20 protein-coding genes and 1 pseudogene are annotated in these 24,423 nt (G+C 69.0%); 15 read left to right on the forward strand and 6 right to left on the reverse strand.

Annotated elements, in window-relative coordinates; genetic code table 11:
- The first annotated feature begins 33 nt into the window (after nucleotides 1–33).
- The 5 genes from BM070_RS09920 to rsxB all read left to right on the forward strand — a co-directional run bounded on the left by BM070_RS09920 (nucleotide 34) and on the right by rsxB (nucleotide 5,362).
- Nucleotides 34–669 (forward strand): GntR family transcriptional regulator, encoded by a 636-nt coding sequence (locus BM070_RS09920; RefSeq protein WP_092939426.1) that lies wholly within the window; start codon nucleotides 34–36, stop codon nucleotides 667–669.
- Between the two features lie 191 nt (nucleotides 670–860).
- Nucleotides 861–1,910 (forward strand): tRNA dihydrouridine(20/20a) synthase DusA, encoded by a 1,050-nt coding sequence (gene dusA / locus BM070_RS09925; protein ID WP_281245397.1) that lies wholly within the window; start codon nucleotides 861–863, stop codon nucleotides 1,908–1,910.
- Between the two features lie 142 nt (nucleotides 1,911–2,052).
- A complete protein-coding gene (locus tag BM070_RS09930; RefSeq protein WP_092939428.1) occupies nucleotides 2,053–3,156 on the forward strand; it encodes a GTP pyrophosphokinase in 1,104 nt (367 codons plus the stop codon).
- A gap of 143 nt (nucleotides 3,157–3,299) precedes the next feature.
- Nucleotides 3,300–4,673: a polyhydroxyalkanoate depolymerase gene (locus tag BM070_RS25110; protein WP_245785170.1), complete on the forward strand. Its 1,374-nt coding sequence runs from the start codon at nucleotides 3,300–3,302 to the stop codon at nucleotides 4,671–4,673.
- A complete protein-coding gene (rsxB, locus tag BM070_RS25115) occupies nucleotides 4,670–5,362 on the forward strand; it encodes an electron transport complex subunit RsxB (RefSeq protein WP_245785171.1) in 693 nt (230 codons plus the stop codon). Before BM070_RS25110 ends, rsxB begins: the two co-directional genes overlap by 4 nt.
- A 38-nt stretch (nucleotides 5,363–5,400) precedes the next feature.
- Here the strand turns inward: rsxB and BM070_RS09940 are convergent, their stop codons facing one another.
- Nucleotides 5,401–6,906 (reverse strand): methyl-accepting chemotaxis protein, encoded by a 1,506-nt coding sequence (locus BM070_RS09940; protein ID WP_092939429.1) that lies wholly within the window; start codon nucleotides 6,904–6,906, stop codon nucleotides 5,401–5,403.
- 256 nt (nucleotides 6,907–7,162) lie between these two features.
- Between BM070_RS09940 and dapC the strand changes: the two genes are divergently transcribed.
- From dapC to BM070_RS09970, 6 genes are all read left to right on the forward strand, one after another.
- Nucleotides 7,163–8,365, forward strand: coding sequence for a succinyldiaminopimelate transaminase (dapC, locus tag BM070_RS09945; RefSeq protein ID WP_092939430.1), 1,203 nt, complete (start codon nucleotides 7,163–7,165; stop codon nucleotides 8,363–8,365).
- Between the two features lie 90 nt (nucleotides 8,366–8,455).
- Entirely contained in the window at nucleotides 8,456–9,280 is an 825-nt protein-coding gene (gene dapD / locus BM070_RS09950) for a 2,3,4,5-tetrahydropyridine-2,6-dicarboxylate N-succinyltransferase (RefSeq protein WP_092939431.1), read from the forward strand.
- Between the two features lie 68 nt (nucleotides 9,281–9,348).
- Nucleotides 9,349–10,506: a PilT/PilU family type 4a pilus ATPase gene (locus BM070_RS09955; RefSeq protein ID WP_092939432.1), complete on the forward strand. Its 1,158-nt coding sequence runs from the start codon at nucleotides 9,349–9,351 to the stop codon at nucleotides 10,504–10,506.
- Between the two features lie 101 nt (nucleotides 10,507–10,607).
- Complete coding sequence (gene dapE, locus BM070_RS09960; protein ID WP_092939433.1) at nucleotides 10,608–11,783, forward strand: succinyl-diaminopimelate desuccinylase; 1,176 nt, start codon at nucleotides 10,608–10,610, stop codon at nucleotides 11,781–11,783.
- Nucleotides 11,780–12,712, forward strand: coding sequence for a 50S ribosomal protein L3 N(5)-glutamine methyltransferase (gene prmB, locus BM070_RS09965; protein ID WP_092939434.1), 933 nt, complete (start codon nucleotides 11,780–11,782; stop codon nucleotides 12,710–12,712). The genes dapE and prmB overlap by 4 nt, the downstream gene beginning before the upstream one ends.
- A 239-nt stretch (nucleotides 12,713–12,951) precedes the next feature.
- On the forward strand, nucleotides 12,952–15,006 hold the full coding sequence (locus tag BM070_RS09970; RefSeq protein WP_092939435.1) for an ABC-F family ATP-binding cassette domain-containing protein: 2,055 nt from the start codon (nucleotides 12,952–12,954) through the stop codon (nucleotides 15,004–15,006).
- A 518-nt stretch (nucleotides 15,007–15,524) separates the two neighbouring features.
- Here the strand turns inward: BM070_RS09970 and phbB are convergent.
- The 3 genes from phbB to phaC all read right to left on the reverse strand — a co-directional run bounded on the left by phbB (nucleotide 15,525) and on the right by phaC (nucleotide 19,557).
- Nucleotides 15,525–16,262, reverse strand: coding sequence for an acetoacetyl-CoA reductase (phbB, locus tag BM070_RS09975; RefSeq protein ID WP_092939436.1), 738 nt, complete (start codon nucleotides 16,260–16,262; stop codon nucleotides 15,525–15,527).
- A gap of 234 nt (nucleotides 16,263–16,496) precedes the next feature.
- A complete protein-coding gene (locus tag BM070_RS09980) occupies nucleotides 16,497–17,675 on the reverse strand; it encodes an acetyl-CoA C-acetyltransferase (RefSeq protein WP_092939437.1) in 1,179 nt (392 codons plus the stop codon).
- A 172-nt stretch (nucleotides 17,676–17,847) separates the two neighbouring features.
- The gene (phaC, locus tag BM070_RS09985; protein ID WP_092939438.1) at nucleotides 17,848–19,557 is read right to left on the reverse strand and encodes a class I poly(R)-hydroxyalkanoic acid synthase; all 1,710 of its coding nucleotides are present in this window, start codon (nucleotides 19,555–19,557) and stop codon (nucleotides 17,848–17,850) included.
- Between the two features lie 176 nt (nucleotides 19,558–19,733).
- Here phaC and BM070_RS09990 point away from each other — a divergent pair, with 176 nt between their 5' ends.
- A complete protein-coding gene (locus tag BM070_RS09990; protein WP_353615606.1) occupies nucleotides 19,734–20,102 on the forward strand; it encodes a hypothetical protein in 369 nt (122 codons plus the stop codon).
- Here the strand turns inward: BM070_RS09990 and pgeF are convergent.
- Together pgeF and maiA are read right to left on the reverse strand one after the other, a co-directional pair.
- Nucleotides 19,995–20,819, reverse strand: a pseudogene (pgeF, locus tag BM070_RS09995) (peptidoglycan editing factor PgeF); the annotation flags it as partial. The gene BM070_RS09990 and the pseudogene pgeF overlap by 108 nt on opposite strands.
- A complete protein-coding gene (maiA, locus tag BM070_RS10000) occupies nucleotides 20,816–21,484 on the reverse strand; it encodes a maleylacetoacetate isomerase (RefSeq protein WP_092939440.1) in 669 nt (222 codons plus the stop codon). The pseudogene pgeF and the gene maiA, both read right to left, overlap by 4 nt.
- Before the next feature lie 176 nt (nucleotides 21,485–21,660).
- Here maiA and BM070_RS10005 point away from each other — a divergent pair, with 176 nt between their 5' ends.
- The 3 genes from BM070_RS10005 (at nucleotide 21,661) to BM070_RS10015 (ending at nucleotide 24,422) form a co-directional block, all read left to right on the forward strand.
- Nucleotides 21,661–22,359 carry a fumarylacetoacetate hydrolase family protein gene (locus BM070_RS10005; RefSeq protein ID WP_092939441.1) on the forward strand — a complete coding sequence of 233 codons (699 nt, stop codon included), beginning with the start codon at nucleotides 21,661–21,663 and terminating at the stop codon, nucleotides 22,357–22,359.
- A gap of 89 nt (nucleotides 22,360–22,448) precedes the next feature.
- Nucleotides 22,449–22,997 (forward strand): NUDIX hydrolase, encoded by a 549-nt coding sequence (locus tag BM070_RS10010; RefSeq protein WP_092939442.1) that lies wholly within the window; start codon nucleotides 22,449–22,451, stop codon nucleotides 22,995–22,997.
- 90 nt (nucleotides 22,998–23,087) lie between these two features.
- Nucleotides 23,088–24,422, forward strand: coding sequence for a leucine-rich repeat-containing protein kinase family protein (locus BM070_RS10015; RefSeq protein ID WP_092939443.1), 1,335 nt, complete (start codon nucleotides 23,088–23,090; stop codon nucleotides 24,420–24,422).
- The last annotated feature ends 1 nt before the right edge of the window (nucleotide 24,423 follow it).

The following is a 24,423-nucleotide window of genomic DNA, read 5'->3' on the forward strand; positions in this document are numbered from 1 at the left end:
TAATTTATAGTTTTTTTGAAGTACATTCCGCCCATGTCCGCCTTCCCCATCTCGCCCCGCGCCCTCTATGAAGAGGTGGCCGAGCAGCTGCGCCAGCGCATCTTCCGGCGCGAGCTGGAGCCCGGCAGCTGGATCGACGAGCTCAAGATCGCAGAGGAATTCGGCATCAGCCGCACGCCGCTGCGCGAGGCGCTGAAGGTGCTGGCCGCCGAGGGCCTCGTCACGATGAAGCTGCGCCGTGGCGCCTATGTGACGGAGGTCTCGGACAAGGACCTGCGCGACGTCTATCACCTGCTCTCCTTGCTCGAAAGCGACGCGGCCGGCGTCGTCGCCGCCCGCGCTACCGCAGAGCAATTGCAGGAGCTGCAGGCCCTGCACCACGACCTGGCCGCCGCGGTGGGCGACCGCGACCGCTTCTTCGCGCTCAACGAGCGCTTCCACATGCGCCTGCTGGAGCTGGCCGACAACCGCTGGCGCAACCAGATGGTGGCCGACCTGCGCAAGGTGATGAAGCTCAATCGCCACAACTCGCTGCTCAAGCAGGGCCGCATCGCCGAATCGCTGCAGGAGCACGCGCAGATCCTGGCTGCGCTGCAGGCCCGCGACGCCGAGGCGGCCGTGCAGGCCACGCGGGCGCATTTCGAGCAAGGGCTGGCGGCGGCGACCTGAGCGGGTGCTGCGGAGCGCGCCCCATCCGCTACTGATTCGATAGCTGAAAGCCCAGGCAGATCAAGCGCTGCAGGCATAAAACACCCACAAACACCGCACCGCCACCAAGGCGGCGCTCACCCGCGGCGCCCCCGCTGCCGGCAGACCTGGGACAATGGGCGCCCTTTTTCCGGCCCACTCGAAGAATTCCCGTGCCCACTGCAGCCGCCTCCCCCGCCCTCGCCCATTCCCCCTGGCGCATGTCCGTCGCGCCCATGATGGACTGGACCGACCGGCATTGCCGCTACCTGCACCGGCTGCTCACGCGCCACACCCTGCTCTATACCGAGATGGTGACCACGGGCGCCCTGATCCATGGCGACGTGGAGCGCCACCTGCGCTTCAATGCCGAGGAGCATCCCGTGGCCTTGCAGCTGGGCGGCAGCGAGCCGGCCGACCTGGCGCAGGCCGCCCGGCTGGGCGAGCAGTGGGGCTACGACGAGATCAACCTGAACTGTGGCTGCCCGAGCGAGCGCGTGCAGCGCGGCGCGTTCGGCGCCTGCCTGATGAACGAGCCGCAGCTGGTGGCCGATGGCGTCAAGGCCATGCGCGACGTGGTCGGCGTGCCCGTGACGGTCAAGCACCGCATCGGCATCGACAAGGGCGAGGACTACGGCTTCGTGCGCGACTTCATCGGCACGGTGGCCGAGGCGGGTTGCGAGGTGTTCATCGTCCACGCCCGCAATGCCTGGCTCAAGGGCCTGAGCCCCAAGGAAAACCGGGAGATCCCGCCGCTGCGCTACGGCGTGGTGGCTCAGCTCAAAGCCGACTTCCCGCACCTGACCCTGGCCATCAATGGCGGCTTCACTGCCGACGAGGCCGTGCATGAGCAGCTGGCCGTGCTGGACGGCGTGATGGTGGGCCGCGAGGCGTACCACAACCCCTGGTGGCTGGCCGGCTGGGATGCGGCCTTCTACGGCGATGCGGACGCGCCCACCCTCACGCGCGAGGACGTGGAAGCGCGCATGGTGGACTACATGGAGCGCGAGGCCGCCCAGCACGGCACGCACTGGTATGCGATCGCCCGCCACATGCTGGGCCTGCGCCACGGCCTGCCCGGTGCGCGGCGCTGGCGCCAGGTCTGGAGCGATCACCGCCTGAAGGAACTGCCCGCGCGCGAGGTGGCAGCCCTGGCCGCCGCGACGGTGCGCCCGGCCCGGGAAGCGCCGGGAGAACTGGCAGGCGCCGACGCCGGCGTTTGACACGCATCAGACACGGGGCACCGTCCTACAAGCCCGCAGGCGCCCGGGGCAGCGCTTGCACTACCATTTGCCGATAGCTGCGAGGTGGCCCGGCCGCCTCGCAGCCGTTGCCATCCAACCGCTGAATCGACCGCCGCCGCCCATGTCCCGGCCCCCCCATTTGACCCGCGAAGAATCCCTTTTCCACCAGTACTACGCCAAGGAAAGGCCGGTGCTGGAGCACGCCTGCGCGTTCTACGTGGCGCTGCTGCAGTCCATCCTCTCCAAGACGGAGGGCATCGACATCTCCAAGGTCGAGGGGCGCGTGAAGGACCGCGACGAGTGCATCCGCAAGTTCTCGCGCAAGTACCGCGCCGCGCTGGAAGAGGCCAACAGCCCGTATGAAATCCAGCACTACCTGACCGACCTGGTCGGCGTGCGCGTCGTCTGCCTCTACGAGGACGAGCTGGAAAAAGTGGCCGAGGCGGTGCGCTCGCACTTCGACGTCATCGACGTGACCGACAAGGTGAGCGCGGTGGAAAGCACCGAGGCCTCCTTCGGCTACAAGGGCCTGCACTTGGACCTGCGCCTGAACGCGGCCCAGGCCGCCCTGCCCGAGCACGCGGCCTACGCGCAGCAGACCTTCGAGCTGCAGGTGCGCACCATCATCCAGGACTCCTGGAGCGTGCTGGACCACCAGATCAAGTACAAGAAGTCCATCCCCGGCGACCTCAAGCGGCGCATCAACGTGCTGTCGGCCCTCTTCGAGCTGGCCGACCGGGAATTCCGCCAGATCCGCGACGCCACCGAGGCCGAACTGCGCCGCACCAACGACGAGCCCGAGGAACTGGAAGGCCCGGCCGATTCGGAGCCGCTGCGCAGCCAGCGCCCGGCATCGGCCGGCAGCGAGCTGAATGCGTTCACGTTCCTGAAGATCGCCAACCACTTCTTCAAGGACACGGAATTCGAGGCGCAGAAGGTGGACATGTTCGTGGAAGACATCCACGCCTGGTCGCCCGAGATGAACCGCTCGCGCCTGAACGCCCTGCTGCGCGCCACCATCGGCATCGTCAAGCGCTACAAGCAGCATTACGAAGACCTGCACCCCGAAGGCAGCTTCAACCCCTACACCGTCATCCGCCACTGCCTGTACCTGGGCGACAAGCAGACCTTCCGCCGCGCGCTGCGCAACAGCTCGCGCGAAGCCTTCGAGGCGTGGCTGCAGGACAACGCCCCCGAAGACGGCAAGCCCACGCCCGCCCGCTGACCGGCGGGCCTGCACGCGGCGGGCGGGCCCGCCGCGTTGACACTGTGTCACCAAGGTGACTCGCCATCGGTACTTGCACGCCATGCGCGGGCCGGTCTCTGCTGCTATATTGCGCTGCAACATAGACCTGAGGGTGCCCCCACATGCTGTACAACCTGTACGAAACCCAGCGCTCCCTGATGGAGCCCTTCGCCGAAATGGCGCAGACGGCCGCCAAGTTCTACAGCAACCCGCTGTCGCCCTTCAGCCAGACCGTGTACGCGCAGCGCCTTTCGGCCGGCTACGACCTGCTCTACCGCCTGGGCAAGGACTACGAGAAGCCCGAATTCAACATCCGCTCGGTGGATGTGGACGGCAAGTCCGTCGCCATCGACGAACGCGTCGCGCTCGACAAGCCGTTCTGCGAACTGCGCCGCTTCAAGCGCTTTTCCGACGACGTGGACACGCTCGCCAAGATCAAGGCCCAGCCCGTCGTGCTGGTGGTGGCGCCCCTCTCCGGCCACTACGCCACGCTGCTGCGCGACACCGTCCGCACCCTGCTGCAAGGCCACAAGGTCTATGTGACCGACTGGAAGAACGCCCGCCTCGTGCCCCTGGCCGACGGCTCCTTCCACCTGGACGACTACATCAACTACGTGCAGGACTTCATCCGCCACCTGCAGGAGCTGCACGGCAACTGCCACGTGATGAGCGTCTGCCAGCCCACCGTGCCGGTGCTGGCGGCCGTCTCGCTCATGGCCAGCCGCGGCGAGACCACGCCCCTGTCCATGGTGATGATGGGCGGCCCCATCGATGCGCGCAAATCGCCCACCGCCGTGAACAACCTGGCCACGCAGCGCAGCTTCGAGTGGTTCGAGAACAACGTGATCTACCGCGTGCCCGACAACTTCCCCGGCGCCGGCCGTCGCGTGTACCCGGGCTTCCTGCAGCACACCGGCTTCGTCGCCATGAACCCCGACCGGCACGCCAAGAGCCACTGGGACTACTTCAAGGACCTGCTCAAGGGCGACGACGCCAGCGCCGAGGTCCACCGCAAGTTCTACGACGAGTACAACGCCGTGCTCGACATGGACGCGGACTACTACCTCGAAACCATCAAGACCGTGTTCCAGGACTACAGCCTGGTGCAGGGCACCTGGGACGTCCACGCCCCCGACGGCACGCTGGAACGCGTGCAGCCGCAGGACATCACCAGCACCGCCCTGCTCACCATCGAAGGCGAGTTGGACGACATCTCCGGCTCGGGCCAGACTCGCGCGGCCCACGACCTCTGCACCGGCATCGGCGACGACGACCGCCAGCACTACGAGGTCAAGGGCGCGGGCCACTACGGCATCTTCAGCGGCCGCCGCTGGCGCGAGCTGGTGTATCCGCAGGTGCGCAGCTTCATCCTGGCCCACGAGCCTGCGCATGTGCCGGCACCCGAAGCCGCCGACGAAGACGCGGCACCGGCCATCAAGCCCGCTGCGGCTGCACCGGCCAAGCGCGCCCGGCGCCCCGCGCCGCGCAAGGCTTGACGGCCACGGTTTCGGCCGCCAGCACCGCAGTGGCGCGGCTGGCGGCCCTGATCGACGCCGCCCTGCCGCAGACCCAATGCACGCGCTGCGGCGAACCTGATTGCGCCTCCTACGCCCTGGCCGTGGCCGAAGGACGTGCCGGCATCGACCAGTGCCCGCCCGGCGGCGCCGAAGGCGTGAGGCGGCTCGCGCAGCTCACCGGCCGCCCGGTGCTGCCGCTGAACCCCGCCCACGGCGCGGAAGGCCCCCGGGCCCTCGCGGTGATCGACGAGGCCTGGTGCATCGGCTGCACGCTGTGCCTGGACGCCTGCCCGACCGACGCCATCATCGGCGCCAACAAGCGCATGCACACCGTGATGGCGCCGCACTGCACGGGCTGCGAGCTGTGCATCCCCGTCTGCCCGGTGGACTGCATCCAGCTGGTGAACGATAGCGGCTCGCACACGGGCTGGAACGCCTGGTCCGCGGAGCAAGCCACGCAGGCCCGCGAGCGCTATGCGGCGCGCAAGGCGCGGCTGCAGCGCCAGGACGGCGACAGCGCTGCGACGGCTACGGCCCAGGCCGCTGCGCCGGCGGCTGCCGAAGCGACGCAAGCCGCACCGCTCGATGCCGCCCAGTCGCGCCAGGCCGCCATAGCCGCAGCGCTGGCCCGGGCCCGCGAACGGCGCTCGGCACCGACAGGGCAGTGAGAGGGCCGGCCAGGCCCGCCTCGAGCCCCAATACGTTCCTAGCGCGCCGCCAGCGACTTGTAGACGCCGCAGCCCAGATAGGCGTCGTCCACCAGCTGCACGAACGACATCTTGGTCTGCACCTGGCCGGTGGCCGGGTTGGTGATGCCGTATTCCACCCAGCCCGGCCCGCGTGCGCACTGCTGGGCTATGGCCTGGATCAGGCCCTCGCCGTCGATGCCCGGAATGTCCTGCACCCGCGTGCCGACCTTGGCGGGGTTGCCGCCGAAGGCGCGATAGGCCCCGCTCGCATCGAGCACGAAGACGTACATGTCGCGGTCGTGGAATGGCTGTGCCGGGTCGGTCACGGTGCGCAGGAACCCTTCGGCCGTGGTGCCGCGCCGCGCCGCCACCGCCCGCGCGACCAGGGCCATGGCCTCGTCGGCCGTGCCCTGCTGCAGGCGAAAGGCCTGCACCGCCTGGCTCAGCGTGGCCGCCCGCTCCTGCAGCGATTCGGCCTGCTCCACGGCCACACCCACCATCTGCGCGTTGCGCTGGGTGATCTGGTCGAGCTGCTGCACCGCCGCGCTGATCTCGCGCAGGCCGGTGCTCTGCTGGGCGCCGGACTGGGAAATCTCGGTCACGCTCGACGCCACCGCACGGATGCCGCCGGCCACGCCGGCAATGCCCTCGCCCGCGCCGCGGATCAGCCCGGCGCTGGCTTCCACCTGCCGGACCGAGTCGCCGATCAGCACGCGGATCTCGCGCGCCGCCTCGGCAGAGCGGCCCGCCAGGCTACGCACCTCGGAGGCCACCACCGCGAAGCCCCGCCCCTGCTCGCCGGCCCGCGCAGCCTCCACGGCCGCGTTGAGCGCGAGGATGTTGGTCTGGAACGCGATGCCATCGATCACGCCGATGATCTCGTTCATGCGCCGCGCGCCCTGCTGGATGGCCTGCACCGAGGCCACAGCCTCCTCCATGGCCGCCACGCCCGCATCGGCGGCCTGCCGCACGCTGGCGGCACGGCCATCGGCGCTGCCGGCCGTCTGGGCATTGGTGTTCACGGCGGAGGAAAGCTGCTCCACGCTGGCGGCCGTCTGCTCCAGGTTCGCGGCCTGCTGCTCGGTGCGGTCGGCCAGCTCGCGGCTATCGGCCGCGAGGCTTTCGCCGGCGTGCGAGACCAGAGCCGCGTTGCTGCGGATGTCGGCCACCATGGCCGAGAGGGTCAGCACCATGCGGTCCAGCTGCCCGCCCAGCTGGGCCAGTTCGTCACGGCCCTGCATGCCCGAACGCGCGCACAGGTCGCCCTGCGCCGTGCGCTCGGCCAGCCGCAGCAGATGGCCCAGGTCGGCCGACAGGCTGGCATGCAGCGCCCAGGCCATGTAGGCCACGGCGACGATGCCCACTGCCGCAGCCAAGGCGACCACACCGGCGCCGCTGCCTTGCAGCGCGGCGAGCGCCAGCAGAGCCAGCACCGCGAGCAAGGCCAGCGAGGCCACCTTCACGGACAGGCTGCACCGGCGCAGCAGGCCCGTGGCCGGACGGATCAAGAAAGACTCGGACATCTGCTCCTCCCCTGGATTTCCATGGCGCGCGGCTCCTGCGCTGCCATGCAGCGGTTTGTTGTGGTGTGCATTTTTCGGTTTCCCATCCGGGTACAGGCCGGGCGTTAAAGAATGTAACGGCTGGCGCCGCGGCAGACCAGCGGGAAAATCAGGCTTTCCGCCATTTCATCGGCTGGCCACGTTACGCGCAACGCACGCAGGGGCTGCTGCGTCACTGCCGATGGCTGCGGCAGGCCCTGGACCATAATCGCCACCCATGAATCCCCTGCTTTCCGAATTGCAGCCGTATCCGTTCGAGCGGCTGCGCCAGCTGTTCGCAGGCGTCAGCCTGCCCAGCGCCCATAGCCCCATCAGCCTCGGCATGGGCGAGCCGCGCCACCCGACCCCGGCCTTCATCAAGGAGGCGCTCACGGCCAGCCTGGACGGCCTGGCCAGCTACCCCGCCACCGCCGGGGAGCCCCGCCTGCGCAACGCCTGCGCCGCGTGGCTGCAGCGCCGCTACGGCGTGACGGTGGATGCCGCCGCGCACGTGCTGCCGGTGAACGGTTCGCGCGAGGCGCTGTTCGCCTTCGCCCAGACCGTGATCGACCCGACGCGCGCCGGCGCCACCGTGGTCTGCCCCAACCCTTTCTATCAGATCTACGAAGGCGCGGCCCTGCTGTCGGGCGCCCAGCCCTACTACGCGCCCAGCGACCCGGCCCGCAACTTCGCGGTGGACTGGGACGCCGTGCCCGAAGAGGTCTGGAACAGGACGCAGCTGCTCTTCGTCTGCTCGCCGGGCAACCCCACGGGCGCGGTGATGCCGCTGGACGAGTGGCGCAAGCTCTTCGAGCTGAGCGACCGCTACGGCTTCGTCATCGCCTCGGACGAGTGCTACAGCGAGATCTACTTCCAGGGCGAACCACCCCTCGGCGGCCTCGAAGCCGCAGCCAAGCTGGGCCGGACCGATTTCCGCCGGCTGGTGTCGTTCACCAGCCTGTCCAAGCGCAGCAACGTGCCGGGCCTGCGCAGCGGCTTCGTCGCGGGCGACGCGGCGCTGATCCAGGCCTTTTTGCTCTACCGCACCTATCACGGCAGCGCCATGGGCCCGGCCGTGCAGGGCGCGAGCGTGGCCGCGTGGAGCGACGAAGAGCACGTGGTGGAAAACCGCACGCTCTACCGCAAGAAGTTCGCACAGGTCACCCCGCTGCTGGCAGGCGTGATGGATGTCAAGCTGCCCGACGCCGGCTTCTACCTCTGGGCCAAAGTGCCCGATGCGCTCGGCATGACCGATGCGGACTTCGCCCGTGAGCTGCTGGCTCAATACAATGTCACCGTGCTGCCGGGCAGCTATCTGGCCCGCGAGGCCGGCGGCTTCAACCCCGGTGCGCAGCGCCTGCGCATGGCCCTGGTGGCCAACGCCGAGGAATGCGTCGAGGCCGCGCTGCGCATCGTGCAGTTCATCCGGTCGCGGACCTGAAGATGGGCGCCCCAGGCGCCTGCTTCATTCCCTTCGCACTCACCGTTTTCCCTTTCTTTCCTCCTTACTCTTCCTTCTCTCCTTCCTGCCATGACACAACAACTGCAGACCCTGATCGACAACGCCTGGGACAACCGCGCCAGCCTCTCGCCGTCCGCCGCGCCCAAGGAAGTGGTCGATGCCGTGGAGCACGTCATCGCCGAGCTGAACAACGGCAAGCTGCGCGTGGCCACCCGCGAAGGCGTCGGCCAGTGGACCGTGCATCAGTGGATCAAGAAGGCCGTGCTGCTGTCCTTCCGCCTGAAGGACAACGAACTCATGAAGGCCGGCGACCTCGGCTTCTTCGACAAGGTGCCCACCAAGTTCGCCCACCTGTCGGCCGACGAGATGGCCGCCACCGGCGTGCGCGTGGTGCCCCCGGCCGTGGCCCGCCGCGGCAGCTACATCGCGCGCGGCGCGATCCTGATGCCCAGCTACGTGAACATCGGCGCCTACGTGGACGAAGGCACCATGGTCGATACCTGGGCCACCGTCGGCTCCTGCGCGCAAGTGGGCAAGCATGTCCACCTCTCGGGCGGCGTGGGCCTGGGCGGCGTGCTGGAACCCCTGCAGGCCAACCCGACCATCATCGAAGACAACTGCTTCATCGGCGCGCGGTCCGAGATCGTCGAAGGCGTGATCGTCGAAGAGAACTCCGTCATCTCGATGGGCGTCTACATCGGCCAGAGCACTCCCATCTACGACCGCGCCACGGGCGAGACCACCTTCGGCCGCGTGCCCGCAGGCTCCGTGGTGGTGAGCGGCAGCCTGCCCAAGGACGGTGGCCGCTACAGCATGTACGCCGCCATCATCGTGAAGAAGGTGGACGCCAAGACGCGCTCCACCACCAGCCTGAACGACCTGCTGCGCGACTGATCGATCCCGGTCACGGCGCGCCCCTTTCGGCCGGCCCCGCAACCCTTGCGACGCAAAGAAGCAGCACCATGAGCACGATGGAACGGATTCTGCGGCTGATGGCCGAGAAGAAGGCGTCCGACGTCTATCTGTCGGCCAATGCACCGGCGTTGATCCGCCTCAACGGCGAGTGCATGCCGGTCAACAGCCAGATCCTGTCGCCTGACGCTCCGCTGCAGCTGCTGTCCGAGATCGTGCCGCCCAAGCGCATCGAGGAATTGCAGGAGACCGGCGAGCTCAACATGGGCGTGCCGCTGACCGGCGTGGGGCGCTTCCGCGTGAGCGCCATGCGCCAGCGCGGCAGCTACGCGGTGGTGATCCGCTTCATCGCGCAGTTCATCCCCGAGCTCTCCACGCTGAACCTGCCGCCCGTGCTGGGCGAGCTGATCCTGCAAAAGCGCGGCCTCATCCTGGTGGTGGGCGCGACCGGCTCGGGCAAGAGCACCACGCTGGCCGCCATGATCGACAGCCGCAATGCCCAGCGCACCGGCCACATCCTGACCGTCGAAGACCCGGTCGAATACCAGTTCAAGAACAAGAAATCCATCGTCAACCAGCGCGAGATCGGCAACGACACCGAGTCGCTGCAGACCGCCCTGAAGAACGCGCTGCGGCAGGCTCCCGACGTGATCCTGATCGGCGAGATCCGCGACCGGGAGACCATGTCCGCCGCCATCGCCTACGCGCAGTCGGGCCACCTGTGCCTGGCCACGCTGCACGGCAACAACAGCTACCACGCGCTCAACCGCATCCTGTCGTTCTATCCGGTCGAGGTGCGCGACACCATGCTGGGCGACCTGGCCTCGGCGCTCAACGCCATCGTCTCGCAGCGCCTGGTGCGCACGCCCGACGGCGACCGGCTGCCCGCGGCCGAGGTGATGATGAACACCAAGCTGATCTCCGAGATGATCGAGAGCGGCGACTTCTCCGGCGTGCGCGACGCGATGGAGAAATCCATGGCCGAGGGCTCCCAGACCTTCGAGGAGTCGCTCGCGCACCTGATCCTCACCAACCGCATCGACCGCAAGGAAGGCATGGCCAACGCCGATTCGCCGACCAATCTGATGTGGCGCCTGCAGAACGACTTCAGCCTGGGCGCCAAGGCCCGGGCCCACCCCGAGGCGCCAGCGCCCGAAGACGACCAGCCCTCGTTCACCGAGATCGTGCTCGACGTCAAACCGCGCTGAGCTCCGCACGGCCCCCACCCCCACCCCGACACCGCCAACACCACTGCACGCCAGCCCGGCCCGCCCGGGCACCTGCCGACGCTTTCCCTTTCTCCGATTCCATGACCCGAACCCTGCACCTGGCCGAACAGCTCATCGCCCGCCCCTCCGTCACGCCCGAAGATGCCGGCTGCCTCGATCTGCTGGCCGAGCGCCTGGCGCCGCTGGGCTTCGCCCTGGAGCGCATGGACAGCGGCCCGGACAGTTTCCGCGTCAGCAATCTGTGGGCCAAACGGCCTGCAGCGCAGGCTGCACAAGGGCAGGCAGCTATCAAAACCATAGTCTTCGCCGGCCATACCGACGTGGTGCCCACCGGCCCGCAGGAGCAGTGGAGCAGCGCGCCCTTCACCCCCACCCACCGCAACGGCCGGCTCTACGGCCGCGGCGCCAGCGACATGAAGACCTCCATCGCCGCCTTCGTGGTCGCGGTGGAAGAGTTCCTGGCCGCCACGCCCGATCCGCGCATCGCCATCGCCTTGCTGCTGACCAGCGACGAGGAAGGCCCTTCCGTCGATGGCACCAAGATCGTGGTCGAGCAGCTCAAGGCCCGCGGCGAGCCGCTGGACTGGTGCATCGTGGGCGAGCCCACGTCCGTGCGCCAGACCGGCGACATGGTCAAGAACGGCCGCCGCGGCACGCTCAGCGGCCGGCTCACGGTGCGCGGCATCCAGGGCCACATCGCCTACCCGCAGCTGGCGCGCAACCCCATCCACCAGGCCGTGCCGGCCCTGGCGGAACTGGCCGCCACGGTGTGGGACCAGGGCAATGCCTACTTCCCGCCCACCAGCTGGCAGATGAGCAACATCCACGGCGGCACGGGCGCGACCAACGTCATCCCGGGCACCGTGGTCATCGACTTCAACTTCCGCTTCAGCACCGAATCCACGGCCGCCAGCCTCAAGCAGCGCGTGCATGCCCTGCTGGACCGCCACGGCCTCGAATACGACCTGGTCTGGACGCTGGGCGGCGAGCCCTTCCTGACCCAGCCCGGCGAGCTGCTGGACGCCGTGCAGGCCGCCATCGCCGACGAGACCGGCCTCACGACCGAGCTCTCGACCACCGGCGGCACCAGCGACGGCCGCTTCATCGCCCAGATCTGCCCGCAGGTGATCGAGGTGGGGCCGCCCAACGCCACCATCCACAAGATCGACGAGCACATCGTCGTGGCCGACATCGAGCCGCTCAAGAACATCTACCGCCGCACGCTGGAGCAGCTCAACGCAAAGGCCGCGGCATGAGCGCGCAGGTGCAGGGCGCCACCCTCGGCGAACTGGTCGCCTCGGGCAGCCAGCGGCTGGAAGCCGCCGGCGTCGCCTTCGGCCACGGCACGACCAACGCCCACGACGAGGCCGCCTGGCTGGTGCTCTGGCGCCTGGGCCTGCCTCTTGATACCCCGCTGGACGACGGCCCCGATTCGCAGGCCGCCCTGCCGGTCGCCGCGGACGACCAGGCCCGGGTCGCAGCGCTCTTCGATGAGCGCATCGCCACCCGCAAGCCCGCCGCCTACCTGACGCGCGAAGCCTGGCTGCAGGGCGTGCCCTTCTACGTGGACGAGCGCGCCATCGTGCCGCGCAGCTTCATCGCCGAATTGCTCGCCGACGGCAGCATCGACGACTTCCTGAGCGAGAACACCCACCGGGTGCTGGATCTCTGCACCGGCAACGGCAGCCTGGCCGTGCTCGCCGCCATGGCCTACCCCGAAGTGGTGGTGACCGGCGCCGACATCTCGCCCGACGCCCTGGCCGTGGCCCGCATCAACGTGGACCGGCACGGCCTGCAGGAGCGCGTCGCGCTGCAGACGTCGGACGGCCTCGCCGCCCTGCCCGGCCCGTGGGACCTGATCCTCTGCAACCCGCCCTACGTCAACGCCGCCAGCATGGCTGCGCTGCCCGCCGAATACCGCGCCGAGCCCGAGCTGGCCCTGGCCGGCGGCACCGACGGCATGGACTTCGTGCGCCGCCTGCTGGCCGACGCCCCGGCGCGCATGAGCGAGCACGGCGTGCTGGTGCTGGAGATCGGCAACGAACGCGACTATTTCGAGGCCGCCTTCCCCCAGCTGCCCGTCTTCTGGCTCGACACCAGCGCCGGCGACGACCAGGTGCTGCTCATCACCCGTGATGCACTGCTGGCGCAGCTGCCGTCGCAAGGTCACGGCACGCCGCCATGATGGCCACCGCAGCAGCCACCATTCGCCCCACCCGCAGCGCGCCCCAGGCCCGCGACGAGTGGTGCCGGCTGCTGGCCATCGCCTGAGCGGGCGCGGCCCCAGCACCGCGCCGCCCACTTTTTGCAAGCCCGCGCCCCGACCGGGGCCGGCGTGCCCGCCCGCTCCTTTTTTTGAATCCAGCCGCCCGGCCCTGCCCCGGGCGCCTTCGGCATCGATGGATGCCCAGCAAAGCTTTTTCCATGATCACACTCAAGAACGTCACCCTGCGCCGCAGCGCCAAGGTCCTGCTCGACAACGTTTCGGCCACCATCAACCCCGGCGAGAAGGTCGGTCTGGTCGGCCGCAACGGCGCGGGCAAGTCCACGCTGTTCGCGCTCTTCAACCGCACGCTGCACGAAGACGGCGGCGACTTCTTCATTCCCCCGCAATGGCGCATGGCCCAGGTCGCGCAGAACATGCCCGAGACCTCGGAGAGCGCCACCGACTTCGTGCTGGCCGGCGACACCCGCCTGACCGAGCTGCGCGCCCAGCTGGCCGCCGCCGAGGCGGCCGACGACGGCATGGCCATCGCCCACGCCTACACAGACCTGGCCGACGCGGGCGACTACGACGCCACGGCGCGTGCGCAAGCGCTGATCCTGGGCCTGGGCTTCAAGTCCAGCGAGCTCGACAGCCCGGTGGACAGCTTCTCCGGCGGCTGGCGCATGCGCCTGCAGCTGGCGCGCGCGCTGATGTGCCCGAGCGACCTGCTGCTGCTCGACGAACCCACCAACCACTTGGACCTGGACGCGCTGGTCTGGCTGGAATCGTGGCTCAAGGGCTATGCCGGCACCATGATCGTCATCAGCCACGACCGCGAATTCCTCGACGCCGTGACCGATGTCACGCTGCACATCGAACACGCCAAGCTCAACCGCTACGGCGCCAACTACAGCAAGTTCGAGGAAATGCGCGCCCTGCAGATGGAGCAGCAGCAGGCCGCCTTCTCCAAGCAGCAGGACAAGATCGCCCACCTGCAGAAGTTCATCGACCGCTTCAAGGCCAAGGCCAGCAAGGCCAAGCAGGCGCAGAGCCGCGTCAAGGCGCTGGAGCGCATGGAAAAGGTGGCGCCGCTGCTGGCCGAGGCCGAATTCACCTTCGAATTCAAGGAGCCGGGCCACATCCCCAACCCGATGATGTCCATCGACAACGCCTCGTTCGGCTACACGTCCGAGGACGAGAGCGCGCCGCCGAAGATCATCCTCACCGGCGTGAGCAAGTCGGTGATGGCCGGCCAGCGCATCGGCATCCTGGGCGCCAACGGCCAGGGCAAGTCCACCTTCGTGAAGACCGTGGCGCACGACATGAAGCCGCTGGCCGGCCAGATCATCGAAGGCAAGGGCCTGCGCATCGGCTACTTCGCCCAGCAGGAGCTGGACGTGCTGCGCCCGCAGGACACGCCGCTGGAGCACATGATCCGCCTGGCCAAGGAAATGGGCGCCGACGCCAAGCAGCCCTCGCGCGAGCAGGACCTGCGCAGCTACCTGGGCACCTTCAACTTCTCCGGCGACATGGTCAAGCAGGCCGTGGGCACCATGAGCGGCGGCGAAAAGGCCCGGCTGGTGCTGGCCATGATGGTCTGGCAGCGCCCCAACCTGCTGCTGCTGGACGAGCCCACCAACCACCTGGACCTCGCCACCCGCGAGGCCCTGGCCATGGCGCTCAACGAATTCGAAGGCACGCTGATGCTGGTCAGCCACGACCGGGCGCTGCTGCGCTCGGTCTGCGACGAGTTCTGGCTGGTCGGCCGCGGCGTGGTCGGCCCCTTCGACGGCGACCTGGACGACTACCAGCGCTACCTGCTCGACGAAGCCAAGCGCCTGCGCGAATTGGCCAAGTCGGCCGAAGCCGAGGCCGCCCGGGGGGCTGCCCAGGCCGCAGCCGCATCGGCCGCCGCGCCTGCTCCGGTGGCAGCTCCCGCCCCCGCGCCGGCCCCCGCTGCGCCGATCCCCAAGATGGTGCAAGGCGATTCGCGCGAGCAGCGCAAGCTGGGCGCCCAGGCCCGCCAGCAGCTGGCGGAGAAAACCCGGCCGCTCAAGCGCGAACTCGAACGCATCGACCAGCGCCTGGCGGAGCTCGGCAAGGAAAAGGCCGCCCTCGAAGAACGCCTGAGCCAGCCCCTGCCGCCCTCTGAAATCGCCGAAGGCGGCCGGCGCCTGAAGGCCTGCGCGGACGAAACCGAAACGCTCGAAGAAAAGTGGCTGGATGTTTCAGGCCAGATCGAAGCGCTGCAATCGGCGGCCGGCGAGGCCTGAGCCGAATAAGTGGTGTTTTCTGCCTACAGCGCTTGATCCATAAGGGCTTGAAGCTCTTAAATCGATAGCGAAAGAGCGCTGCACCAACTTGAATGACCAGCGCTGCAATTTCTTGCATGAACCTGTCAACGCCACCCCAAGCCGGTGCGTTGAAGGTCCATCAAGGAGTTTTTCAGCATGAACACCACCATCCTGTCCGCCTGGCCCGAAGACGAACGCGACCGCAAGCGCGCACCGGCCCGTCTGTGAGCGGCGGCGCCCGCAGCGCCCCGGAACCGGCTTGAATGGGTCAAGCCCGAACAGTTCCCCGGCCCGCGCGTCACCCCCCTCTTCAGCCCCTCCACCCCATCACCGAAACCTCGCCTGCCCAGGCGGGGTTTTTTCTTGCCCCCACGCCGGGCCGCCCCAGGCGCTCCAGCCCACGGCCCATGAAAAAGCCCCGCCAAGCGGGGCTTTTTGCTTTCCAACGGCACCGATCCCTCTTGTGCGAGGGATCGGTGCCGGGGTGGCTCACGCCATCAGCCCATGTGCAGGCCGCCGTTGACGGAGAAGTCGGCGCCGGTGGCGTAGCCGCCCTCTTCCGAAGCCAGCCAGGCGATGATCGAGGCGATCTCGCTGGGTTCGCCCAGGCGCTTGACGGGCACCGTGGCCACGATCTTTTCCAGCACGTCGGGGCGGATGGCGCGGACCATGTCCGTGCCGATGTAGCCCGGGCTCACGGTGTTCACCGTCACGCCCTTGGTGGCCAGCTCCTGCGCCAGCGCCATCGAGAAGCCGTGCATGCCGGCCTTGGCGGCCGAGTAGTTGGTCTGGCCGGCCTGGCCCTTGGCACCGTTCACGCTGCTGATGTTGATGATGCGGCCCCAGCCCTTTTCGACCATGTCGCCCACGACCTGCTTGGTCACGTTGAACATGCTGTTGAGGTTGGTTTCGATCACGGCGTCCCAGTCTTCGCGGGACATCTTCACGAACATGCGGTCGCGCGTGATGCCGGCGTTGTTCACCAGCACATCGATGCTGCCGTGCTCGGCCTTGGCGGCCGAGAAGGCGGCGACGGTGGAATCCCAGTCACCCACGTTGCCCACCGAGGCGTAGAAGGTGAAGCCCAGTTCCTTCTGTTCGGCCAGCCACTTGGCGTGGTCACGCGTGGGGCCGCAGCCGGCAATGACCTTGAAGCCTTCCTTGTGCAGACGCTGGCAGATGGCCGTCCCGATGCCACCCATGCCGCCCGTCACGTATGCGATTTTTTGACTCATTCGATATCCCCTTCGATCTATTGAAATCCGTTCTCACTCTAACCCGGGAAAAAGCGCCATTCCGCCTAGGAAAACACCGAGCGATGCAATTAATGCAACCGTCCTGATGCTTCCCGTGGCATGACCCCGCCGCCTGCGGCCGGCCCCGTGGGGTCGCCGGAAAGACCCGCCGGTTCAGCGCCGGCGGCATTCAAGAAGGCCAGGCGGTGGCGCGTCTTCCCGCCGGTGGTTCTCTCAGCGTTCGACCGCCAGCGACACGCCCATGCCGCCGCCGATGCACAGCGCAGCCAGGCCCTTCTTGGCGCCGCGGCGCTGCATTTCGTGCAGCAGCGTGACCAGCACGCGGCAGCCGGATGCGCCGATGGGGTGGCCGATGGCGATGGCGCCGCCATTCACGTTCACCTTGGCCGGGTCGATGCCCAGTTCCTTGTTCACGGCGCAGGCCTGGGCCGCGAAGGCTTCGTTCAGCTCGAACAGGTCCACGTCCTTGGCGTCCCAGCCGGCGCGCTTGAGCGCCTTGCGCGATGCGGGCACGGGGCCCATGCCCATCGTGGCCGGGTCCAGGCCGCTGGTGCCGAAGCCGGCGATGCGCGCCAGGGGCGTGAGGCCCAGCTCGGCGGCCTTCTTGGCGCTCATCAGCACCACGGCGGCGGCGCCGTCATTGAGGCCCGAGGCATTGCCTGCGGTGACCGAGCCGGCCTTGTCGAAGGCCGGGCGCAGGCCGGCCAGGGCTTCGGCGCTGGTCTTGCGGTTCAGGTACTCGTCGGCGGCGAAGACGATCGGGTCGCCCTTCTTCTGCGGCAGCGTGACGGGCACGATCTCGTCCTTGAAGCGGCCGGCGTCCTGCGCGGCGGCGGCCTTCTGCTGGCTGCCGAGCGCCAGCGCGTCCTGCTGCTCACGGGTGATGCCGTGTTCCTTGGCCACGTTCTCGGCCGTGATGCCCATGTGGTACTGGTTATAGACGTCCCACAGGCCGTCCACGATCATGGTGTCCACCATCTTCCAGTCGCCCATGCGCTGGCCCTCGCGCGAGCCGTTGAGCACGTGGGGCGAGAGGCTCATGCTTTCCTGGCCGCCGGCCACCACGATCTCGGCATCGCCCGTGGCGATGGACTGGGCGCCCAGCATCACGGCCTTCAGGCCCGAGCCGCAGACGGCGTTGATGGTGAGCGCCGGCGTTTCCTTGGCGACGCCGGCCTTCATCATGGCCTGGCGGGCGGGGTTCTGGCCGACGCCGGCCGTCAGCACCTGGCCCATGATGACTTCGCTGACCTGGTCCAGCGGCACCTTGGCGCGGGCGAGCGCTTCCTTGATGACGATGGCGCCCAGTTCGGTGGCCGGGGTCTTGGCGAGCGTGCCGCCGAACTTGCCGACAGGCGTGCGAACGGCGGAAACGATGACGATGTCTTCCATGGCGATCCTCTATGAGTGGGTCTGTGGTTGGCGGAAATGCAAGGCGGGGAATGCGTTGTGAGCCGCGACGCCCGCCTTCGATGCGCTGGGTGCCGCACGGCGGCCGCGGCCGGCCGTGCGAGGGGTACGGTGGTGGTATGCCAGAGGGCGCTGCACGCGAGGTTGCGGCCGATCAAGCCTTCTGCTGCACGTAGCGGCCGGGCGCGGGCTCGATGGCCTTGAAGCGCGCGCCCCGGCCATAGGCCTTGGGCGCGGCGATCTGCCGGCCGGCATGGCCGCTGAGCCAGGCGGACCAGTCGGTCCACCAGCTGCCCGGGTGTTCCTTGGCGCCGGCCAGCCAGTCGTCGATGCCGGCGGGCAGCTTGCCGTCCTCGCGGGTCCAGTGGCTGCGCTTTTTCTTGGCGGGTGGGTTGATCACGCCGGCGATGTGGCCGGAGGCGCCCATCACGAAGCGCTTGGGGCCGGGCAGTACCTGGGTGGATGCATAGGCCGCGCCGATGGGCACGATATGGTCCTCGCGCGAGCCGTAGATATAGACGGGCAGATCGACCAGGTTCATGTCGATCTGCTCGCCGCACACGGTGAGCTTGCCCGGCTTGACCAGGTTGTTCTCGAGGTAGAAGTTGCGCAGGTACCAGGCGTAGTAGGGCCCGGGCAGGTTGGTGGCGTCGCTGTTCCAGTAGAGCAGGTCGAACGGCGGCGGCGTCTCGCCCTTGAGGTAGTTGCCCACCACGTAGTTCCAGACCAGATCGTTCGGCCGCAGGAAGCTGAAGGTGGATGCGAGGTCCTGCCCCTTCATCAGCCCGCCCTGGCCCATCTGCATCTCGCGGAAATGCACGAAGGCCTCGTCGATGAAGACGTCGAGGATGCCGGTGTCGGTGAAGTCGATCAGCGTGGTGAGGAAGGTGGCGCTGGCCACCGCGTCCTCGCCGCGCGCGGCCAGCACCGCCAGCGCGTTCGAGAGCATGGTGCCGCCCACGCAGAAGCCCAGGGCGTTGATCTGGTCGGCGCCGCTGATGTCCTGCACCTTGTGGATGGCGGTGATGACGGCCTGCTCGATGTAGTCGTCCCAGGTGGACTGGGCCATGGACTCATCGGGATTGCGCCAGCTGACCACGAAGGTGCGGTGCCCTTCGGCCACGGCATGGCGGATCAGCGAATTCTCGGGCTGCAGGTCGAGGATGTAGTACTTGTTGATGCAGGGCGGCACCATCAGGAACGGCCGCTCGTACACCTTGGCCGTGAGCGGCTTGTATTCGATGAGCTGGAAGTATTCGTTCTCGAACACCACGGCGCCTTCGGTGGTGGCCACGTTGCGGCCGACCTCGAAGAGGCTCTCGTCGGTCATCGAGACATGGCCCTGGCGCAGGTCGTGCAGCAGGTTGGCGATGCCCTTGGCGATGCTCTCGCCCTGCGTGTCGATGGCCTTCTTCTGCGCCTCGGCGTTGAACGCCAGGAAGTTGCTGGGCGACATGGCCGCCATCCACTGCTCCACGCCGAAGCGGATGCGCGCACGGGCTTTCTCATCCCCTTCCACCGCGTCGGCCAGGCCCATCAGGGTACGGGCGTTGAGCAGGTAGGCGGCGGCGGAAAAGCTCGACAGCGGGTTCTGCGCCCAGGCCTCGCTGGCGAAGCGCCGGTCGGCCACGGGGGCGGGCTTTTGCAGGCCGGCGCTCCAGAGGGCGCGGGCTTCTTCCAGGTATTGCTGCTGCAGCGCCGCCAGCTTGTCGGGCGCGAAGCTCACCGGAGCGTGCGGCTGGGTGGCGGTGGAGAGTGCGCCCAGGTCCACGGGCTGCATGGACTTCAGCGCCTGCGCCCAGCCGTCTCCGAAAAGACGCTGGAATTGGCGGGCGCCCTCGGCCCACTGTGCGTCGGAATCCATAGTGCTTGTCTCCTATGTGATTGCGTTTCAGCTATCGAAACGATGCCTTGTATTGTGAGGGCCATTGTTGTCCGTGGTCAGCATACAGCGCAACGGATCATGCTTTTTTCACGTTGTGCCGCCAGTCTGGCACGACTGCGCCGATGATCGCCCATTGCCCAGGAGCTTCGCATTCCATGTATCTCGTGCTGATCGGTTGGCTTTACGTGACCCTGATGATGGCGGTGGCCGAAGCCAACGCCGCCAACGGCACGCTGCTGGGCGCTGCCATCACCTTCGTGCTCTACGGCCTGCTGCCCATGGGCATCGTGGGCTACATCCTGGGCACGCCGGCCCGCAAGCGGGCGCTGAAGGCGCGGCAGGCAGCGCAAGAAGAGGCCGCCGCCGCAGCGCAGCGGCGCACCGCGGGCGAGGCTTCAGCCGCGGCCAGCGGCCCCCTCCAGCCAGACGCAGGCGGCGAAGCGCCCGCTGCCGCCCAGGCGGGCGGTGTCGCGCCGGTGCGAGAAGAACCGGGCCGGGTCGGAGACGGTGCACCAGGCCGCTGAGCCGTCGTTGCCGCTGATGTGCGCCACGCCCAGGGCCTGGAGCCGCCGCCTCGCCAGGCCCGCCAGATCGGCCAGGTATTTGCCCGCCACGCCCTGGGCCCTGAAGTGCGCGGCGGCGCCGGCATCGGTGGCGCAGAAGGCCTCGCGCACTTCCGCGCCCACCTCGAAAGCCTGCGGGCCGATGCAGGGCCCCAGCCACGCCAGCACCTCGCCCGCGTGCCTTTTCATGGCAGTCTGCCCGCATTCCTGGGGGGCCTGCGCCTGAAAAGATTTCAATACCGCCTCCAGCACGCCCTGGCCGCCCTCGCCCGCCAGCCCGCGCCAGCCGGCGTGGGCCGCGGCCACCCAGGAGCCGCTGCGGTCGGTGAACAGCACCGGTAGGCAGTCCGCCACCATGATGGTGCAGGCGATGCCCGGGGCCTGGGTCTCGCAGGCGTCGGCCACGCTGCCGTCGCGGGTGTCGGGCGAGAGGCCCAGCACCTCGCAGCCATGCACCTGCTGCAAGAAGACGGGCCGGGCGCCGATCGCCGAGCGCAGCGCGGCCCGGTTGGCCTGCACGTCGGCAGCGCGGTCGCCAACATGGTCGCCCAGGTTGAGCGAGGCGTAGGGCGCCGCGCTCACGCCGCCCTCGCGGCTGGTGCAGACGGCACGGACATTCGCCGGTGCGGGCCAGTCGGGGCGCAGCCAGCCGGGCGGAACAGCCAAGTCGCCGCTCATGCTTCGAAATCCGGGCAGGCCGAGGGATGGGCGCGCTGGAAGGCGGGCAGCGCGCTGGCGGCCTCGAAGGCCGCGAGGGTGAGCGGCAGGCCCTCGAGCGGCACCTTGAAGCGCTGGGCATTGAAGATCTGCGGCACCAGGCAGCAATCGGCCAGGGTGGGCTGATCGCCCCAGCACAGGCGCGAAGGCGGCAGGCCGGCTGCGGCACGGGCCTGCGCCAGCAGGGCCAGCTGGCGCTCGAAGGCCTCCAGGCCGCTGCGCGTCCAGTGGTGGTACCAGGCGTTCTTGGCGTCTTCGCCGTGCTGCAGCTCCTGCGTGAGGTGGCGCAGCACGCGCAGGTTGTTCAGCGGGTGGATCTCGCAGGCGATCATCTGCGCCAGCGCGCGCACCCGGGCGCGGCCCAGGGCATCGGCGGGCAGCAGCGGCGGCTCGGGGTGCGTCTCGTCCAGGTATTCGATGATGGCCAGGGACTGGGTGAGCACGTCGCCCGCATCCGTCTCCAGCGCCGGCACCAGGGCGTCGCCCACCCGGGCGGCATAGTCCGGCGCCCGGTGCTCCGCCCGCACGAGGTGCACCGGCACATAGTCGAACGGCAGGCCCTTGCACTGCAGCGCGATGCGCACGCGGTACGACGCCGAGGAGCGGAAGTAGGTAAAGAGCTTCATGGTGCGGCAAGCATAGCGGGCGGCAGTGGCCGCCGAGCCTGCGAAGCCCCCCGGGCCATGGCACACTGCAACGCGCAAATAAAGCAACAAGAGCGGCTGGCAGCCCTCCCTGCGAGGGCGCTTCGGGCCAGGCTCGGCCGGCGGCCGCTCGCACAACAGAAAAGGCAGACATTTCCATGAGCAGCTACGTGATTCCCGCGCCGGCCCAGGCCAGCGTTCCCGTCCTCGGTTCAGCCAGCCGTTTCCCCGTCCACCGCATCTATTGCGTGGGCCGCAACTACGAAGAACACGCCAAGGAGATGGGCTTCACCGGCCGCGAGCCGCCTTTCTTCTTCCTCAAGCCCGCCGACGCCGTGCTGCCCGTGGACGCGGGCCAGACGGGCAGCCTGCCCTACCCCAGCCTCACGGCCAACCTGCACCATGAGATCGAGCTGGTGGTCGCCATCGGCAAGGGCGGCAAGGACATCAAGGCGGCCGACGCGCTCGGCCATATCTGGGGCTATGCCGTGGGCCTGGACATGACCCGCCGCGACCTGCAGAACGAGATGAAGAAGCAGGGCCGCCCCTGGAGCATCGGCAAGGGCTTCGACGCCAGCGCGCCCATCGGCCCCATCACGCCGGCCGCGCAGGCGGGCGACGTGGCCAACGCCGCGATCTGGCTGCAGGTCAACGGCACCGACCGGCAGCGCAGCACCGTCACGCAGCTGATCTGGAACATCGCCGAGACCATCGAGCACCTGTCGGCCGCCTGGGAGCTGCAGCCCGGCGACCTGATCTTCACCGGCACGCCCGAAGGCGTGGGCGCGGTGGTGCGCGGCGACACGCTCGAAGGCGGCATCGACGGCCTGGGCACGCTGTGCCTCTCCGTGGCCTGAGCCGCGCCCAGCGACTATCAAAACCATAGCTGCAATCCCTTGACCGACAAGGGCTGCAGCCATTTTCTGGACTTCCAACCCTCTCACGCATGACCCTCCGCCGCCCCATCAAGCATTGCCGCGAGTGCGGAACCGCCGTGGTCTATCGCGTGCCCGACGACGGCGACACCAAGCTGCGCGCCGTCTGCCCGGCCTGCGGCACGGTGCATTACGAGAACCCGCTGAACGTGGTGGGCACGGTGCCGGTGCTGGGCGACCGCGTGCTGCTGTGCCTGCGCAACATCGAGCCGCGCAAGGGCAAGTGGACCCTGCCGGCCGGCTTCATGGAGCTGGACGAGACCACGGCCGAAGGCGCCGCGCGTGAGACCGACGAGGAAGCCGGCGCGCAGATCCAGATGGGGCCGCTCTTTTCGGTGCTGAACGTGCCGCGCGTGGGGCAGGTGCATTTCTTCTACCTCGCCACGCTGCAGAGCGACGTCTTCGACCCCGGCTTCGAGACCATCGAGGCGCGGCTCTTCACCGAAGACGAGATCCCCTGGGACGAGATCGCCTTCCGCACCGTGCGGGTAACGCTGGAGAAATACTTCGCCGACCGCCGCGCCGGCGCCTTCGGCATGCACTGCGTCGATATCGACTGACGCGGCCACCACGGTCCGGCCTGGCCCGGGCCGTCGCTTTCCACGCCGGCCACGACGCCGGCCCCCTTCCCCACCGCTTTCCCTTCCCCCATGACCGACGACCTGCAACGCCTGCGCCGTGGCGAGCTGGCCGGTGCGCGCACGCTGCGCATCGCCGCCGACCTGGAGCACTTCCCCCGCGAGGTGTTCGACCTGGCCGACACATTGGAGGTGCTCGACCTCTCCGGCAACCGCCTCTCGGCCCTGCCGGACGACCTGCACCGGCTGCATCGACTGAAGGTGTTCTTCGCCTCGTCCAACCGCTTCACCGAACTGCCCGCCGCCCTGGGCGCCTGCCCGCAGCTGGAGATGGTCGGCTTCAAGGCCAACCGCATCGCCCACGTGCCGGCCCAGGCGCTGCCCGAGCGGCTGCGCTGGCTGATCCTGACCGACAACGCCGTCACCGAGCTGCCCGACGCGCTGGGCGAGCGCCCCCGCCTGCAAAAGCTGATGCTGGCCGGCAACCAGCTCAAGGCCCTGCCTGAAACGCTGCGCCAGTGCCACGCGCTGGAGTTGCTGCGCATCGCCGCCAACCGGCTGGACGCCCTGCCCGGCTGGCTGGCCGAGCTGCCGCGCCTCTCGTGGCTGGCCATCGGCGGCAACGCCTTCAACGAAGCCGTCGAGGCGCGCGCACGCGGCGGCCAGGCCAACGGCGCTGTGGACTGGGCCGGCCTGCAGCTGGGCGCGCTGCTGGGCGAAGGCGCGTCGGGCCGCATCCTGGCGGGCACGCTGGGCGCGGGCCCTGGCGGGCAGGACGTGGCCGTCAAGCTCTTCAAGGGCGAAGTGACCAGCGACGGCTGGCCGCTCACCGAGATGGCCGCCAGCCTCGCCGCCGGCCGCCATCCCCGGCTGATTCCCGTGCTGGGCCGGCTCGAAGGCCACCCGGAGGGCGCCCAGGGCCTGGTCATGGAACGCATCGCCCCGGCCTACCGCACGCTGGCCGGCCCGCCCAGCTTCGAGAGCTGCACCCGCGACGTCTATCCCGCCGGGCTGCGCCTGCCGACAAGGGTGGCCCTGTCCATCGCGGCGGACGTGGCATCGGCGCTCGCGCACCTGCACGCGAGCGGCCTGGTGCATGGCGACCTCTACGCCCACAACCTGCTGTGGCGCCCGGATGCCGCCCCCGGCCAGGCCTGCGGCCTGCTGGGCGACTTCGGCGCCGCCGCCTTCGCACCGCCCGGCCCGCTGGGCGATGCCCTGCGCCGCATGGACGTGCGCGCCTTCGGCGTGCTGCTGGCCGAGCTGTGCGAACACGCCGACGGCCCACTGCTGCCGGGCGGCGATGCGCCCGCGCTGGCCCAGGCATGCCTGAGCGAAGCGCCAGCCGCCCGGCCGGATGCCACCGCGCTGGCGGCCTGCACGGCCCAGTGGGTGACCTCCGCCTGAA

This window comes from Paracidovorax wautersii, from assembly GCF_900113035.1.
Classification (GTDB): domain Bacteria; phylum Pseudomonadota; class Gammaproteobacteria; order Burkholderiales; family Burkholderiaceae_C; genus Paracidovorax; species Paracidovorax wautersii.

Excerpts from the sequence above, each read along its gene's own strand:
- BM070_RS09920 (WP_092939426.1), top strand. The coding sequence starts at position 34 with ATGTCCGCCTTCCCCATCTCGCCCCGCGCCCTCTATGAAGAGGTGGCC.
- BM070_RS09930 (WP_092939428.1), top strand. The coding sequence starts at position 2,053 with ATGTCCCGGCCCCCCCATTTGACCCGCGAAGAATCCCTTTTCCACCAG.
- BM070_RS25110 (WP_245785170.1), top strand. The coding sequence starts at position 3,300 with ATGCTGTACAACCTGTACGAAACCCAGCGCTCCCTGATGGAGCCCTTC.
- BM070_RS09940 (WP_092939429.1), bottom strand. The coding sequence starts at position 6,906 with ATGTCCGAGTCTTTCTTGATCCGTCCGGCCACGGGCCTGCTGCGCCGG.
- dapC (WP_092939430.1), top strand. The coding sequence starts at position 7,163 with ATGAATCCCCTGCTTTCCGAATTGCAGCCGTATCCGTTCGAGCGGCTG.
- dapD (WP_092939431.1), top strand. The coding sequence starts at position 8,456 with ATGACACAACAACTGCAGACCCTGATCGACAACGCCTGGGACAACCGC.
- BM070_RS09955 (WP_092939432.1), top strand. The coding sequence starts at position 9,349 with ATGAGCACGATGGAACGGATTCTGCGGCTGATGGCCGAGAAGAAGGCG.
- dapE (WP_092939433.1), top strand. The coding sequence starts at position 10,608 with ATGACCCGAACCCTGCACCTGGCCGAACAGCTCATCGCCCGCCCCTCC.
- prmB (WP_092939434.1), top strand. The coding sequence starts at position 11,780 with ATGAGCGCGCAGGTGCAGGGCGCCACCCTCGGCGAACTGGTCGCCTCG.
- BM070_RS09970 (WP_092939435.1), top strand. The coding sequence starts at position 12,952 with ATGATCACACTCAAGAACGTCACCCTGCGCCGCAGCGCCAAGGTCCTG.
- phbB (WP_092939436.1), bottom strand. The coding sequence starts at position 16,262 with ATGAGTCAAAAAATCGCATACGTGACGGGCGGCATGGGTGGCATCGGG.
- BM070_RS09980 (WP_092939437.1), bottom strand. The coding sequence starts at position 17,675 with ATGGAAGACATCGTCATCGTTTCCGCCGTTCGCACGCCTGTCGGCAAG.
- phaC (WP_092939438.1), bottom strand. The coding sequence starts at position 19,557 with ATGGATTCCGACGCACAGTGGGCCGAGGGCGCCCGCCAATTCCAGCGT.
- BM070_RS09990 (WP_353615606.1), top strand. The coding sequence starts at position 19,734 with ATGTATCTCGTGCTGATCGGTTGGCTTTACGTGACCCTGATGATGGCG.
- maiA (WP_092939440.1), bottom strand. The coding sequence starts at position 21,484 with ATGAAGCTCTTTACCTACTTCCGCTCCTCGGCGTCGTACCGCGTGCGC.
- BM070_RS10005 (WP_092939441.1), top strand. The coding sequence starts at position 21,661 with ATGAGCAGCTACGTGATTCCCGCGCCGGCCCAGGCCAGCGTTCCCGTC.
- BM070_RS10010 (WP_092939442.1), top strand. The coding sequence starts at position 22,449 with ATGACCCTCCGCCGCCCCATCAAGCATTGCCGCGAGTGCGGAACCGCC.
- BM070_RS10015 (WP_092939443.1), top strand. The coding sequence starts at position 23,088 with ATGACCGACGACCTGCAACGCCTGCGCCGTGGCGAGCTGGCCGGTGCG.